Genomic DNA, 15,199 nt, shown 5'->3' with positions numbered 1-15,199 from the left:
CCCAGCGCGTCACTGGCAGGGACGGGAGATATCCGTCTTGAACCATTTCTGGCTCGCCTTGCCGATGGAGCCGTCGGCGACCAGTTCGCAGAGCGCCTTGTCGATGTCCGCCTTGAGCGCGGTGTTCTCCTGCGCAATGCCCACGCCGATGCCTTCGCCGAGCGAGGGGTCGAAGGTGCTCTGGATCTTCACGTCGACGAACTGGAAGGTCTTGCCGTCCGGCTTGTCGAGGAAGTCCTGCAATGCCGAGGCGTCGGCGAAGGCGGCGTCGATGCGGCCGGTGGCCAGGTCGATCTGCATCTGGTCGAGCGTGTCGTAAGTCTTCAGGTCGGCATTTGGTACGCGCTTTTCGAGGAAATGCGCATGCGTGGTGCCTGCCTGGACGCCTACCTTCTTGCCGTCGAGCGACTTGAGCAGCGTGTCGATGTCCTTGATGCCGGCGAGGTCGGAATCCTTCGGCGCCACGAACATGTTGGCGAGCTCGGCGTAGCCGACGGAGAAGTTGATCTCCTTCTTGCGATCGGCGGTGATCGACATGCCCGAGATGATGATGTCGAAGCGCTTGGCCTTGAGCGCCGGGATCAGGCCGTCGAAGGCCTGGACGACGAAGTGGCACTTGGTGTTCAGCTTGGCGCAGAGCAAGGCGCCGACGTCGGCGTCGAAGCCGGTGACGTTGCCGGCGGCATCCGCCATGCTCCAGGGCGGATAGGCGCCTTCGGTGCCGATCGACAGCTCACCCTCGTTGGCAAATGCGCTGCCCATACCTGCGGCGAAGCAGGCGAGCAGGGACAGGACCTTCAGTTTCATATTCCGTGTTCCCCATTGTTGGATGTTGTTGGGTCTGCATCGGGCTGCGCGCCCGCTTGCTCCTTGGTCGCGCCGGGCGGTCAGAGCGTCCTTGCCAGGAACTGGCGCAGGCGCTCCGAACGCGGATTGGCAAAAAGCTCCGCCGGCGCTCCCTCCTCCTCCACCTTGCCGCGGTGGAGGAAGAGGATCTTGTGCGACACCTCGCGCGCGAACTGCATCTCGTGCGTCACGAGGATCATGGTGTTGCCTTCCTCGGCGAGCTGGCGGATGACGCGCAGCACCTCGCCGACGAGTTCGGGGTCGAGCGCGGACGTCGGCTCGTCGAGCAGGATGACCTTGGGCTGCATCGCAAGCGTGCGGGCGATGGCCGCCCGTTGCTGCTGGCCGCCCGACAGCTGGCCAGGATACTGGCCGTGCTTGTCGGAGAGCCCGACCTTCTTGAGCAGCGCGTGCGCGCGCTCGACGGCTTCGTCGCGCCGCTCCTTCAGGCCATGTACCGGGGCCTCGACGATGTTCTCGAGCACGGTCAAATGCGGCCAGAGGTTGAAGCTCTGGAACACCATGCCGACGCGGGCGCGGATCCGCTCGACCTGGCGCGTGTCGGCCGGGTGGATGCTCCCGTCCGACGCCGTCTTCATCCGGATCTCTTCGCCATCGACGATGATGCGGCCGCCATTGGGCTGCTCGAGCAGGTTGATACAGCGCAGGAAGGTGTTCTTTCCCGAGCCGGACGAGCCGATCATCGACACCACTTCGCCGGCCCTGGCCGAAAGGTTGACGCCGCTCAGCACTTCCAACTGGCCGAAGCGCTTGTGCAGGTCGAGCACCTCGACCGCGGGCGTCTGCCGGCTCGCCGGATGCGGCTGCACGACGGTCGCGGTCGCGGGCTTCGGCACGGAAAGGGGCTTGTTCTCCGTCCCGCCATCGACAGCCTTGAGATCGGCGAATGCCCGGTCGAAATAGCGCAGGCTCGTGTTCAGGCAGTTCCACTGCCAATCCGGGTCCTCCGGGATGAAGGCCGATCGCAAGGTCGCCTTGATGCGCTGGCCGAGCGGTGAGTCGACCTTGCCGAATACATGCAGCCAGTTGTCGGCCTGCACCGCGTCCATGACGGTCGGTCCGTCGAGCGTGCCGCACTCGACGACCAGCGGCAGTGCGCGCGCCTCGGGTATGGCCTTTCGGACCGCAGCCGAAACGTAGCCGGTGGCGGTGGCGGCTATTCCGGTGTCGGTCGTGGCGTCCCTGCCGGTAAGCACCACGGAGAGGGCCGGACCGAAGATCGACTTGCCCCAGGCAAGCCCGCCATGCTCGGTTTCGGCGACCGACAGCAGGGCCGGGTAGCCATAGGGGCCGGCGCCGGTGTGCAGGTCGAAGACCACGACGTGACGCGCCTGGCCTGCAAAGGTGACAAGGATGTCGTTGAGCGTGCGGTTCGACCAGACCGGTCCAGCGCCGCCGTAGAACAGCCCGTCGGGAAAATCGTACTGTCCGGCTTCGACGATGGGGGCCAGGCCGGCGTGGCCGCCCAGCCGCTGCTTCGCCGCGGCGAGCGCCTCATCGGCCTTGTTGCGGTCCGGGCCTTCCCACTCGTGGCAGACCAGGGCCTCGTGCAGGGCCGCGTATCCGTCGTTCTTCGGCACTCCCGCCTGCCAGTCGACGAAGTTGCGGTTGAGGTCGACATTGTCTTCGTTGACGCGCCGCGACCAGGCCGTGCCCCACGGGTTGATGAGGTGGATGGCGAGCACGGCCGTGTCTTCCGGCAGCCGCCAGGGCGAATTCTCCTCGAGCCACGCCGTCTGGCAGGCCGAGCCGAACTGGCCTTCGACGCCATGCGTGCCAGAGATCAGCACCATCAGTTTCGCAGCGTCGCGCCGGCCGAGATAGGCGACGTCCGTGGCGAGCACCTCTCCGGCCGGTCCATGGAGCGGGTGAAGATATTCCGTCAGCTCGGCGCCCGCTCGCCCGGCGGCCGCGCGGAACCGCCGGCGGAGCTCGGCGTAGTCGACGGAGCAGGAGCGGCTTGCCGGGGTGTCACGCATCGGACGGGTTTCCGCGCTCGTTGTCTTTGGCAAGAAGTGGAGCAAGGGGCATGACCTTTCCCGGGTTCATCAGTTTCAGGCCGTCGAGTGTGTCCTTGACGTGCATCATCAGGTTCAGCTTGCCCGGATCGGCCGTGGCGAGCAGCGACTGGATGCGCTTGGAGCCGACCCCGTGTTCGGCCGAGAACGAACCACCGAGGGCTGCGAGATCGGCGTAGAGAACCGCCTCGATCGCTTCGGCGACAGGCTGCGGCAGAGGACCCTGCCGGTTGAGAACGATGTGAAGGTTGCCGTCGGCGAGATGGCCGAAGACGTAAGGTTCCAGGTCGTCGTCGATGGCGGACAGCCCTGCGAGGATCCTTTCGACATAGGTATCGATTTCCGACAACGGCACCGACACGTCATACGAAGGCGCTGCTTCATACGCCCGATAGATCACGTCGGTGTCCTCGCGCAGTCGCCACAGAACCTCTTCCTGGCGCTTCGACCCGGCAACGATGCCTATGGTCTCGTGGTGGCGTTCGAGGAGTTCGACGAACAGTCTCTCGAACTCGGCCCGCAGTATCTCCTCGTGTGCGCCGCCGAACGCCAAGAGCAGATAGACCGGCAGGTCGAGGTCGAAGCCGGGCTCCGCCCAGCCATGTGCCGATGCGGCCAGCCCGATATAGGGTCGCCACATGGCCTCGGCCGCCCGCAACTGGCCGCCCTCGCTGTCGAGCGCCAGGCGGATGAGTTCGAGCGCAGCACTGACCGAAGGCAGGCCGAACAGCGCCGTCGCGGTCGCCCGCGGCGTGGAGTCGAGCTTCACCACCACCCTGGTGACGATGCCGAGCGTGCCTTCCGCACCGATGAACAGGTGTTTAAGGTCGTAGCCGGCGGCGTTCTTCACCACCCGCGTCATGTCGGAATAGACCGTGCCGTCGGCCAGCACGGCCTCAAGGCCGAGCACGCGATGTCGCATGACGCCATTGCGGAACGCCATGACACCGCCTGCATTGGTCGACACCATGCCGCCGATGGTGGCGCTGCCGCGTGCCGCGAGATCGATGCCCGGTTCCAGCCGGTGCTCCAGCGCGGCCACCTGCAAGGCTTCGAGGCTCACGCCCGCCTGGACGACAGCCGTGCGTTCGACCGGATCGAGCCGTTCGATGCGGTTCATCCTTGCGAGCGACAGGACGATTTCGCCGGGCCGCGAGATGCCGCCACCAACCAGCCCCGTTCGCCCGCCATGGGCGACGACCGGAACGCCATGCCGACGGCAAAGCTGTACCACGGCCGCGACCTCTTCGGTCGAACCAGGCGAAACGATGATGCCGGCGCCCAGATTGTCCGGGTGCTGGCCCGGATCGACGTCCGCTCCCGCGCCGGTGCGCACGTTTTTGGCTCCGACGATCGTGCGAAGGCTGCCGATCAGGTCGTGCGGAACCTCGGCCAGGTCAGGGGCTTCATGATTGGCGGGGTTCGCCTGCGAGCCCTTCATCGACGTGCCATCCCTTCGAGGGCGCGGATCAGTCGGTCGTTGTCGCCGGACGAGCCGATCGTCACACGCAGATAGCGCTCGTAGCCCTTCTCGCGCCAGGCCTTGACGATGATTCCTTCCTTGAGAAGGGCAGCGGCGACGGCGGAACTGTCGGTGCCGCAGTCGAAGAACAGGAAGTTGGTCTGGGAAGGCGCAACCCTGAATCCCAGCCTTTCGAGCGCGGCTGCTACACGAATACGCTCTTCGCGCAGCCGGGCGACCGAGGCCTGCATCCAGGCTTCGTCACCAAGCGCCGCGATGGCTGCCGCCTGGGCCGCGGCGTTGACGTTGAACGGCGTCTTGGCTGCTGCCACAAGTCTCGCCAGCGCGGCGTCGGAGCAGACGGCGTAGCCGACGCGCAGTCCGGCAAGTCCATAGGCCTTGGAAAAGGTGCGCAGCACGATGTAGGCGACACCGCTGCCGCGCAGCATCTCAAGCCCGTCGGGGCTGGAGCCGTCCGCGAATTCGAAATAGGCCTCGTCTAGGACAAACAGCGTGCCGGGCCGGATCGCCGTAAGCAGCCGCTCGAGCGACGCTGCGTCGAGCGCCGGACCGACCGGGTTCCACGGCGAAGACAGGAAGACGAGGTTGGGTCCGGCCACGATGGCCTTTTCGAGCGCCGCTATGTCGAAACCGAGATCGTCGGTCATCGCCACCTTGGCGACCGCAGCGCCCTGTGCCAGCGGTTCGATCTCGTGCAGGCCGAAGCTCGGAACCACCGTGACGACCGAGGCGCCCGGCAGGAGCGCGGCACGCGAGATCGCGGCGATCATCTCTTCGGAGCCGTTGCCGACGACGATGGTTTCCGGATCGACCGCAAGCGTCCGGCCGAGGGCGGCACGCAGGGCGGTGCAGGCCGGGTCGGCATAACGCCAAGGCTCCAGCGCAGGCGAGGCAAGGGCCGCCAGCACCGCCGGCGAGCACCCGTCCGGGTTCTCGTTGCTGGCGAGGCGGGCGATGTCGTCCCTTCCCGAGATCGATCGGGCAACGGCCACGTTCATGCCGGCATTGTAGGGCGGCAGGGCGGCGACATTCGGGTTGATCGCCAGGCTGGCTATCGAGGCTTTTTCGACTGGAGTATCCACGCCAATGCTTCCGTTCTCGGGGTTCTACCTGGAGTTCGTGCGATATCGGGCGCGCGCCCTGTCATAGGTCCAAGACGATTGATCCTTGCGGCTTGGAGCAGCACAACAGCACCTCGCCGGGGGCAAGTTCGTCGAGCGGCTCCTCGAAATAGACGACGTTGCCAGCGACCAGCTGCGACTTGCAGGTACCGCAGATGCCGGCGCGGCAGCTGAATTCCGGCGCAAGGCCCTGGTTCTCGGCGAAGGCAAGCAGCGACTCGGCCGTCGCGTCCCATATGGCCGTGCGACCCGACTTGCGGAATTCGACCATGGTCGCATCTGCAGGTGCCGAGGCAGGCGCTGGCTGGGGTCTCGATTCAGGGGCGGGCTCCAGCAGCGTCGCCGGGCCGAAGAACTCGTAGGCGATGCGCTGTCTCGGCACGCCAAAGCCGCGCAGGATGCCGTGCACGGCCTGCATGAAAGGCGAGGGGCCGCACAGATAGAAGTCGTAGTCGTCGATCGGCAGCAGGCCCTGCAGCAGCTCGCGCGTCACCACGCCTTCGCTGTGATGGCGGCCGGCGGCCCGGTCCCGTTCCGTCGGAAAGCGGTAGCAGAAATGCACCGTCACCCCGGGTCGCGACGCGGCGAGCGCCTCGACCTCGTCGCGCAGCGCATGCACGTCGCCATTGTCGCAAGCATGGACGAACAGCACCCGCCTGTCGGTCGTCGTGAGCGCGTGCAGCATCGACACCAGAGGCGTGAGCCCGACCCCGCCGCTCAGCAGCACCACCGGTCGCCGGCTATTGCCGTCCAGCACGAAATCGCCGCGCGGACCTTCGGCCACGAGCACGTCACCGACCTCTATCTGGTCGTGCAGGAAACTGGAGCTCAGCCCGTCGGGGACGCTGGGGGAGGGGGCTGCCTCGCGCTTGACGGTGATGCGGTAGCTGCCCGCCTCTCGGGGCGAACTGGAGATGCTGTAGTTGCGCAGCACGAAGTCGTTGCCGCCTGCCGTCGGAATTCGGAACACCAGGAACTGCCCGGGCTCGAAGCCGCGCCAGCTTTCCGGCTGTACGGGTTCGAGGTGGAAGGAGGTGATGCTGCAGCTCTCGCGAAGCTTCGCCACCACCTTCAGGTCGCGGAACCCGTTCCTGTGCGTGCTGACGGGAGCGGCAAAGGCATTCATTCGACCGCCGCCAGCTGCTGTTCCTCGGCTGCGATCAGCTTGGCCAGGTTGCGGCGGAAGCGGAGCGGGCCGACGTCGATCTTGAGATCGAGATTGGGGGAGCGCTTGTTGGCCATGCCCTTGTGCACGGCATTGAGCACCACTCGGTCCTCGTCGAAGGCCCCGCGCACCGACTTGGCGAACTGGCGCGAGATCTCTTCGTCGTCCGGCGCGAAATTGCGCATCTGGAACCAGTAATACTTGGTGTGGTTCTCATCGACGGGCGTCATGAAGTTGTAGCTGTCCATGAGGAAGACCTCCTCGTGGAGGGACTTGCCTTCGCCGCCGGTGTTGGCCGGCACGAAGATCGCCTTGATGATGGCGTTGCTCGGATAGTGCACCTCGTAGTGCTGCTTGCGGTCGCAATTGCCGGCGAACTTGAGATAGGGCGCGTAGAACGGCGCCGGCTCGACGTCGATCATCCAGCGCCAGACGGTGACGCCGTCCTCGCCGATGGTGGTCTCGAGCGGCGCCGCTTCGGCGGCCGAATTGCCGAATGAACTCTGATGCACCCAGGCGACATGCGAGGGGTCCAGCAGGTTGTCGGTCATGTAGAGGTAGTTGCAGTCGAGCGTCATCGACTCGCCGCGGTTCACGCCCCAGGCCGCGTCGCCCCAATGCTCGACCTCGAAGATCTTGGCCGGGTCGGCCTGGGCCGCGTCGCCCATCCACACCCAGAGCAGGCCATAGCGTTCGGCGATGGGATAGCTGCGCACCTGGGCAACGTGCGGAATCTTTTCTGCGCCAGGGACGCGGGTGCAGGTGCCGGTGCAATCGAAGGTCAGCCCGTGATAGCCGCATTCGACGTTGTCGCCCTTGATGCGGCCCATCGACAGCGGCAGCTTGCGGTGCGGGCAGGCATCCTCCAGCGCTGCGACGACGCCGTCCGTCTTCCGGTAGAGAACGATCTCCTCGCCGAGCAGCTTGACCGGCTTCAGCTCGTTGTGGCCGACCTCGTGGTCCCATGCGGCGACATACCAGCAATTTCTCAGAAACATGGCCGCTTCCTCCGTGAGACCTCGTCTTCGGGAAAGGAGGCTAACGCGGGGGCATCCGCGCAAAAAGGGCTTGCAGCTGTGTTCTATTTTAGAAAAACTAAAACAAACAGGCTGGATCGGATAAGTGAAGAAATCCCCGCCCTTGCGCGCGATACAGGCCTTCGAGGCCTTTGGCCGGCTCGGCAGCGTCACCGGCGCGGCCGACGAACTCGGTGTGTCGCCCGGTGCGATCAGCCAGCAGATACGCAAGGCGGAAGAGGCACTCGGCGTGCTGCTCTTGGAGCGGCGCGGCAGGACGGTCACCATGACCTCCTGGGGGAGGATGTACCATACAGCCGTATCGGCGGGCTTCGATCGCATTCGCGACGCATCCGACCTGCTCGATCGGGCACGGTCGGAAAGCACGCTCACCGTGTCGTGCCTGCCTTCGCTCGCCAGCAAGTGGCTGGCGCCGCAGCTCTTCGACTGGCAGGCGCACCATGCCGGCGCGACGCTGCGGCTGATCGGCGCCGAGCCCGAAGCCCGTTTCGGCGAGGATCAGATAGACTTCCGCATTTCCTACGGCGCCAAGATCCGCGACTACGACCACTATGCCGAGCTGTTCACGGACTGGGTGGTGCCCGCGTGCTCGCCGGCCCTGCTGGAGCGGCTGCCGCTGCGGACGCCGGCCGACATCCTCGAACGGCCGCTGCTCGGCATCGAATGGGCCCGCGACCACCGTTCGCCGCCGACCTGGGCCGAATGGGCATCGAGCATCGGACAGAAATATCGGCGAAACGCCGGCGAGGTCGCGTTTTCGCTGTCGAGCGCGGCCATAGATGCTGCGATCAGCGGCCGCGGCTTCGTGCTCGCGCAACTGTCCATGGCTGCCGAAGACATTGCCGCCCGTCGCCTGGTGGTGCCGTTCGACCTGCCGCTGCGCCTCCCGGATCCCTATTTTCTCGCCTGGGACCGCTCGGCGCTGCAAAAGCCGAACGGTGCCGAGTTGCGCGCCTGGATCGTGCGGGTCGCCAACCGGCAGGACGCCCGCTACGCGCATTTGCACCAGCGGCAGCGCTGATCTCTTGGATGCTTCGCCCGAACGCAGCGAAACGTTCGCCTCGAGCAGGGAGCCCGTGTGTTCCAGGCCTCAGCCCATGCGCCGGCCGGTCCCGGGATCGAACAGGTGCAGGCTTTCCGGGCTGGCCGCGAGCCGTACCGCGTCGCCGGTCTTCACCGAAACGCGCCCCATCGCAAAGACGCAGATCTGCTGGCCTGCCATGCGCGCATAGAACTGGGTCGACATGCCCAGCGGCTCGACCACCTCGACTTGGGCTGCCAGCGGCCCATCCGCCTGCGCCCGCAGATGCTCCGGCCGGATGCCCACCGAAATCTTGTCGCCGCTCGTCAGCGGCAGCTCGACAGGCACTGCCAGCTTCTGGCCGTCGGCGAGCACGGCGACGGTCTGGGCACCGGAACGCTCCACCGTCGCCGGCAGGAAGTTCATGCCCGGCGAGCCGATGAAGCCGGCAACGAAGGCGTTGGCCGGACGGTCGTAGAGTTCGAGCGGTGCACCGACCTGCTGGACCACCCCGTCATGCATGACGACGATGCGGTCGGCCATGGTCATGGCCTCGACCTGGTCGTGGGTGACATAGACCGAGGTGGTTTTGAGCTGCTGGTGCAGCGCCTTGATCTCGGTTCGCATGTGCACGCGCAGCTTGGCGTCGAGATTGGACAGCGGCTCGTCGAACAGGAACACTTTTGGATCGCGCACGATGGCGCGGCCCATAGCGACGCGCTGGCGCTGCCCGCCCGACAGCTGGCGCGGCAGGCGTTGCAAAAGCTTGTTGAGGCCGAGCCGCTCGGCGGCGCTTGAGACGCGGCTGTCGATAGCGCCCTTGTCGGTCTTCCGCAACGCCAGGCTGAAGCCCATGTTGGCCGAGACGTCCATGTGCGGATAGAGCGCGTAGGACTGGAACACCATGGCGATGTCGCGGTCCTTGGGCGCGACATTGTTGACGATGCGCTCGCCGATGCGGATCTCGCCGTTCGAGACCTCCTCCAGCCCGGCGATCATTCTGAGTAGCGTGGACTTGCCGCAGCCGGAGGGGCCGACGAGCACGACGAATTCACCGTCCGAAATCTCCAGGTCGACCGCCTGCAGCACGTTGAGCGCGCCGTAATTCTTCTGAACCTTGTCGAGCGAAACGGATGCCATCGGCCTACCCTTTGACGGCGCCGGCGGTGAGGCCGGTCACGAGATAGCGTTGCAGGAATGCGAAGAATATGCAGACCGGGATAAGCGCCAGGATCGAGGCGGCCATCATCTGCCCCCAGTCGACGGCGAACTTGCCGATGAAGGTGAGCAGGCCGACGGCAAATGTCTTCTGGCCTTCGCTCGAGATCAGCATTAGCGCGAACAAAAGCTCGCTCCAGGCGGCGGTGAAGACGAAGCCGAGCGTCGCCCCCATGCCGGGCAGCGTCAGCGGGATGATGACCCGGCGCAGCGCCTGGGCGCGAGTGCAGCCGTCGATCATCGCAGCCTCTTCCAGGTCCTTCGGGATGCCGTCGAAGAAGGACTGCATCAGGAAGGTGGCGAAGGCTGTGTTGAAAGCCGTGTAGATGATGATCAGGCCGGTCAGGCTGTTGGTCAGGCCGATCTCGCCCATGATGCGGTAGATCGGTGGAATGACCATCACAAGGGGGAAGGTCTGCGTCAGAAGAAGCGCGATCGCCACCGTCGTCTTGCCGCGGAAGGAGAAGCGCGACATGGCGTAGCCCGCCGCAGAGGCGATGACGGTGACGACAAGCGCCGAGGTCACCGATACGATGACGCTGTTGAGGAAGTAGAGCGGGAAGTCGCTCGCCCTCAGCACCGTGGCATAGTTCTCGAAAGTCGTCGCCGACGGCCACAGCGTGATGCCCTCGGAATAGAGCAGCGATTGCGGCGTGACCGAGATCTTCAGCGTCCAGTAGATCGGGAACAGCGCGAAGATGACGTAGGCACCGACGGCCGAATAGAGGCCGATGCCGCCGAGCAGACGCGAGGAAGTGGAACGTCCGGCGATCATCACGAATACCTCGCAAGCGAGCGGCGGATGCCGATCAGCACCACGGCGTAGAGGATGAGGAGCAAGAGCAGCAGCACGGCCACCGCCGACGCATAGCCCTTGTCGAGCGACTTGAAGGCGCTGACATAGATGTAGGTCGCGACCGTATTGGTGGAGCCGGCCGGCCCGCCCGAGGTCATGACGAAGATCAGGTCGGCAAAGGTCGCGATCCAGATCGTGCGCAGCATCACGGTGATGGCGATGGTGGGCGCCAGGAACGGCAGCGTCACCTTGGAAAAGCGTTGCCACGGCGTGGCGCCATCGATGGCCGCCGCCTCGTGCAGCTCCGACGGTATCGACTTCAGCGCCGCCAGAAGCGTGATGGCGAAGAAGGGGACGCCGAACCAGACATTGGCGATGATCGGCCCCCACATGGCAGTGGCCGGATCGGAAAGAATGCTGGTCGGCTCTGCCTGCAGCCCGAGCGCATGGAGCCAGTGCGGCAAGGGCCCGACGATAGGGTTGAACAGCCAGGCCCAGGTGAGGCCCGACAGGAAAGACGGCACCGCCCAGGGCAGGAACACCACCGCCTGTACCACCCTGCGGCCCCAGAATGGCCGGTCGAGCAGAAGCGCCAGGCCCAGCCCGAAGAAGAACTGGAAGAACAGGCTGCCAGCCGTCCACCACAGCGTGTTGATGAGTGCCTGGCCCAGCAACGGATCCGACAGCATTGCCTGATATTGGCCAAGGCCGACGAACTCGGACTTGAAGGCCGAGAACTTGCGGAACGAATAGCCGATGCCGACCACGAGGGGCACCAGAAGCACCGTGACCAGCAGGATCAGTGCCGGGCTGAGGTAAAGCCACGGCTCGAGTGCAGGCAGGGAGTGCCATCTGTGTCGGGCCTTCCCGGTGGTTCCGATTTCGGAGACTGCATATGTCATGGCGATACTCTCGTCATGTCCAAAGGAGCCGTCCCACGCCCCGCCCCGCCTCGCACGACAAGGGAGGAGGGCTTGGCAGCGATGCCGGAGCCTTCACCGCAGTTGGGAAGGGGACCTTGCAGGTCAGGGCGTGGGGGCGGCAAGGAAGGGCGGGGCATCGCTGCCCCACCGTCGCCGTTACTTCTTGTTCTTGGCCATCCAGTCCTGCTGTTCCTTGGTCAGATACGCAGCCCATTCGTCTGCCACTTCCTTGGCCGGACGTTTGCCGAGAAGCACTTCCTGGAAGCCCTTGATGGCGATCTGGTCGACGAAATTGCCTAGATTTTCGAGATGGGTCGGCGGTGTCACGAACTCATACTTGTCGCCACCGTTCAACTCCTCGAACCAGCCCTTGAACTGCTCGGTCTTGAAGTAGGCATCCTGGTCGGCGCCGTCGTGGATCGGCAGCACGCCGACCATCTTTGCCCAGTCGAGATTGCCTTGCGGCGACAGCAGCGTTTCCATCAATTTCCAGCTGTCTTCCTTGACGTCGGAATTGGCGAACATCGACCAGCCGGAGTAGCCGAGCGTGGGGTATGATTTGCCGTTCGGTCCGGTCGGAACCGGCGCCACGGCGAAGTCCTCGGGCTTCATCTTTTCGGCGATGCCGATCAGCGCATCCGGGTCCTGGTCGAGCATGGCGCAGGTGCCGGAGTAGAAGCCGGTCACCGTCTCGTTGAAACCCCAGCCGACGCTGTCCTTCGGCGCGTAGCCGTTCTTGTAGATGTCGGCGAGTATTTCGAGTCCCTTGACCGAACCCGGCTCGTTGATGATCGACGTGCCGTCCTCGTTGAAGTAGCCGCCCTTGCCGTTGGCGATGTTCATGAACATGTTCATCCCGAAGATCGCGCCCGGGCCGCCGCGCAGACAGTAGCCGTATTTGCCCGGAATGGCCGAGATCTTCTTGGCCGACTCGACGAATTCGTCGAGCGTCGCCGGTGCGCGGTCAATGCCGGCTTCCTTGAACAGTTTCTTGTTCCAGAACATCGCCTTCAGGTAATAGCCGTAGGGGATAGTATACTGCTTGCCTCCGACCACCGAACCAAACTCCTTGGCGCGTCGGCCGAGCGTGGCGGCATCCTTCCACTTCGCCATATAGGGGCCGAGGTCCTCCAACTGGCCGTTGGCGCCGTATAGGGCGAGCCAGCGTTCCGGCATCTCGACGATGTCGGGCGTATCGCCGGCCTGCACCATGGTCAGGAACTTCTCGAAGGCCTGGCCCCAGGGCAGCGACACCAGCTCGACCTTGACGCCCGGGTTGGCCGCCTCGAAGCCGGCGATCTGCTTCTTCAGGAACTCGGTGCGCGGCGGGCTGGTGATGACCTCGACCATCATGATGGTCGAGGCTGCCAGCGCCGTGCCGGCCGACAGGGCGAGGCTGATGGCCGTTGCGAACAACACTCCGTACTTCTTCATTACAGTCACTCCCATTTAGCTCGGTTTTTGAAGCTGTTATTTCGTTGCCGCCTCGAAGGCCCGAACGACGTCGGCCCAGAGATCCTCCACGTTTTCCAGCCCGACATTCAGCCTGATGGTCCGCGGGCTGACCCCGAACCGGCCGATCGAATTGGCGTCCGGCGTCTGCTGCAGCGACGCGAGCGCCGGCACCACCAGGCTCTCGTGCCCGCCCCAGCTGACACCGATGCGAAACAGCTCGAGCGCGTCGACGAAGGCCGGCACGTCGATGTCCTCGGTCACCTCGAAGGAGAACAAGCCCGAGAAGCCCGCGAGCGTGCGCTTGCCCGGATGGTTGGAATAGGCGGGATGGTTGACGCGCTCGACATGGGCATGGTCCTTCAGCCGCTCGGCGATGGTGAGCGCGCTCTTCATGTGATGCGGCAGCCGCAACGTCAGGGTGCGCAGGCCGCGCAGCAGAAGCCACGCCTCGAAGGGGGAAAGCTTGGCGCCGAGATAGGGATAGGTGCGCTCGTTGATGCGGCGAATGTGCTCGGCCGAGCCGGCGACGACGCCCGCCACGGTATCGCTGTGGCCGCCGAGATATTTCGACGCCGAATGCATGACGAGGTCGACGCCGTGCAGGATCGGCTTCTGGAACAGCGGCGTCGCCCAGGAATTGTCGACGACGGTAACGATGCCGCGCTCGCGCGCCATGCCTGTCAGCAACTCGAGGTCCTGCAGCTCGAACATCATCGAGGTCGGGCTTTCGAGGTAGAGCATCGCAGCACCAGGCAACGCGGCCGCGACCGCATCCGCATCGGAGCCGTCGACATAGTCCACCTTGATGCCGAGATGCGGCAGAAGCCGCTCGAACAGGCGGTAGGCGTCGCCGTAGCAGTTGCGTATGGCGACGATGCGCTGGCCGGTGCCGACGAAGGCGAGCACGGTCGAGCTGATCGCTGCCATGCCGCTGGAGAAGCCGCGCGCGGCTTCCGCGCCTTCGAGCGCCGCTATGCGGCTTTCGAACTCCATCACCGTCGGGTTGTTGCCGCGCGAATAGATCGGGCGTGTGCTGCGGCCGGCAAAGGTGTCGGCCATGTCGGCATAGTTGTCGAAGGTGAAGAGCGAAGTCTGGTAGATCGGCGGCACGACAGCCCCACCGGGGAATGGATCGTCATGCGCCAGAAGCGTAGCCGCCTCGGCAATGTAGTCCCTGTCGAAATCGCTCGTCCGGTCGTTCATCTGATGTCCGCAAGTTTTAGATTGGCCGCACCGCGCCGCAGGTCGTTCTCGACGGTGGCAATGAGTTTCAGCGCCTCGGCGCGCGCGCCGTCGGCGTCATGCGCGACGATCCGATCGTAGAGCGTGCGGTGGTAGGGAAAGCTGGCATGGCCGAAATCGAGCACGCCGAGCGGATGCTCCCAGAAGCGGTGGAACGCCTCGTGCATGGCCGAAATGATCTGTCCGAACAGGGGATTGCCCGAGACGCTGTAGATGGCAAGGTGGAAGTCCCAGTCTTCCTCGGACGACATGCCGGCGTGGGCATGGAAGGCCTCCTCCATCGCTTCCAGCTTTTCGCGGATGAAGGCGATCTCCTTGGGCCCCGCGCGCTGGGCGCAGAGTGCCGCGGCCTCGGCCTCCAGCGCCCGGCGGATCTCCAGCGTCTGCATCAGGCTTTCGAAGTCGTTGCCCGAGGCGAAGGTCAGCGGCAGGTGGAACATGTCGCGCGAGACGGCCGCCTTGAGATAGGTGCCGCTGCCCTGGCGCCGCTCGACGAGGCCGAGCCCTTCCCAGCGCGTCAGCGCCTCGCGCACCGTCGTCCGGCTGACCTTCAGGCGATCCGAGAGCACGCGCTCGGTCGGCAGGCGGTCGCCCGGCTGCAGACCCTCGACAGTGACGAAATCCGCCAGCACGTTGAGCACGGCATCGTCGCGTGCGGTAGGTCTTATCGACTGAAGGGTCGACATTCGCACCTCAAAATTGGTCTGACCATTGTGCCAATTTGTGCCGATTGAGCGCGGGCTTGTCAAGGTTCTCATTTAGATTTGTAGGAAAATTACAAAAATGTAGGAAAACAATAGAATCTTGTTGCAAAATTTCAGGCTGTCGCTAACTCTAGCCGCCTGGACCCGCC

13 protein-coding genes are annotated in these 15,199 nt (G+C 64.9%); 1 reads left to right on the top strand and 12 read right to left on the bottom strand.

The window, feature by feature from the left end:
- Positions 1-9 precede the first annotated feature (9 nt).
- The 6 genes from J2X50_RS14870 to J2X50_RS14845 all read right to left on the bottom strand — a co-directional run bounded on the left by J2X50_RS14870 (position 10) and on the right by J2X50_RS14845 (position 7,652).
- Positions 10-807 (bottom strand): transporter substrate-binding domain-containing protein, encoded by a 798-nt coding sequence (locus tag J2X50_RS14870; protein WP_429096122.1) that lies wholly within the window; start codon positions 805-807, stop codon positions 10-12.
- A gap of 80 nt (positions 808-887) precedes the next feature.
- A complete protein-coding gene (locus J2X50_RS14865; RefSeq protein ID WP_429096120.1) occupies positions 888-2,846 on the bottom strand; it encodes a DUF2817 domain-containing protein in 1,959 nt (652 codons plus the stop codon).
- Positions 2,839-4,326, bottom strand: a complete 1,488-nt coding sequence (locus J2X50_RS14860) for an FAD-binding oxidoreductase (protein ID WP_429096118.1) — start codon at positions 4,324-4,326, stop codon at positions 2,839-2,841. Before J2X50_RS14860 ends, J2X50_RS14865 begins: the two co-directional genes overlap by 8 nt.
- Positions 4,323-5,450, bottom strand: coding sequence for a histidinol-phosphate transaminase (gene hisC, locus J2X50_RS14855; RefSeq protein ID WP_429096117.1), 1,128 nt, complete (start codon positions 5,448-5,450; stop codon positions 4,323-4,325). The genes J2X50_RS14860 and hisC overlap by 4 nt, the downstream gene beginning before the upstream one ends.
- Positions 5,451-5,511: 61 nt before the next feature.
- Positions 5,512-6,615, bottom strand: coding sequence for a 2Fe-2S iron-sulfur cluster-binding protein (locus J2X50_RS14850; protein ID WP_429096116.1), 1,104 nt, complete (start codon positions 6,613-6,615; stop codon positions 5,512-5,514).
- Positions 6,612-7,652, bottom strand: coding sequence for a Rieske 2Fe-2S domain-containing protein (locus J2X50_RS14845; protein ID WP_429096115.1), 1,041 nt, complete (start codon positions 7,650-7,652; stop codon positions 6,612-6,614). The genes J2X50_RS14850 and J2X50_RS14845 overlap by 4 nt, the downstream gene beginning before the upstream one ends.
- A 124-nt stretch (positions 7,653-7,776) precedes the next feature.
- On the opposite strand from J2X50_RS14845, the gene J2X50_RS14840 reads away from it, so the two are divergent.
- Complete coding sequence (locus J2X50_RS14840) at positions 7,777-8,712, top strand: LysR substrate-binding domain-containing protein (RefSeq protein WP_429096114.1); 936 nt, start codon at positions 7,777-7,779, stop codon at positions 8,710-8,712.
- A gap of 69 nt (positions 8,713-8,781) precedes the next feature.
- Here the strand turns inward: J2X50_RS14840 and J2X50_RS14835 are convergent, their stop codons facing one another.
- The 6 genes from J2X50_RS14835 to J2X50_RS14810 form a co-directional block, all read right to left on the bottom strand.
- A complete protein-coding gene (locus tag J2X50_RS14835) occupies positions 8,782-9,852 on the bottom strand; it encodes an ABC transporter ATP-binding protein (protein WP_429096112.1) in 1,071 nt (356 codons plus the stop codon).
- 4 nt (positions 9,853-9,856) lie between these two features.
- Complete coding sequence (locus J2X50_RS14830) at positions 9,857-10,705, bottom strand: carbohydrate ABC transporter permease (RefSeq protein WP_429096111.1); 849 nt, start codon at positions 10,703-10,705, stop codon at positions 9,857-9,859.
- Entirely contained in the window at positions 10,705-11,628 is a 924-nt protein-coding gene (locus J2X50_RS14825) for a carbohydrate ABC transporter permease (protein WP_429096110.1), read from the bottom strand. The genes J2X50_RS14830 and J2X50_RS14825 overlap by 1 nt, the downstream gene beginning before the upstream one ends.
- Positions 11,629-11,805: 177 nt before the next feature.
- Positions 11,806-13,083 (bottom strand): ABC transporter substrate-binding protein, encoded by a 1,278-nt coding sequence (locus J2X50_RS14820; RefSeq protein WP_429096108.1) that lies wholly within the window; start codon positions 13,081-13,083, stop codon positions 11,806-11,808.
- 36 nt (positions 13,084-13,119) lie between these two features.
- On the bottom strand, positions 13,120-14,307 hold the full coding sequence (locus J2X50_RS14815) for a PLP-dependent transferase (protein ID WP_429096107.1): 1,188 nt from the start codon (positions 14,305-14,307) through the stop codon (positions 13,120-13,122).
- Positions 14,304-15,032 carry a FadR/GntR family transcriptional regulator gene (locus J2X50_RS14810; protein WP_429096105.1) on the bottom strand — a complete coding sequence of 243 codons (729 nt, stop codon included), beginning with the start codon at positions 15,030-15,032 and terminating at the stop codon, positions 14,304-14,306. Before J2X50_RS14810 ends, J2X50_RS14815 begins: the two co-directional genes overlap by 4 nt.
- Positions 15,033-15,199: the final 167 nt, after the last annotated feature.

Source organism: Aminobacter sp. BE322, from assembly GCF_050433525.1.
Taxonomy (GTDB): domain Bacteria; phylum Pseudomonadota; class Alphaproteobacteria; order Rhizobiales; family Rhizobiaceae; genus Aminobacter.
The sequence above is the reverse complement of the archived record's forward strand: the minus strand, read 5'-3'. Positions and strand labels throughout refer to the sequence as shown.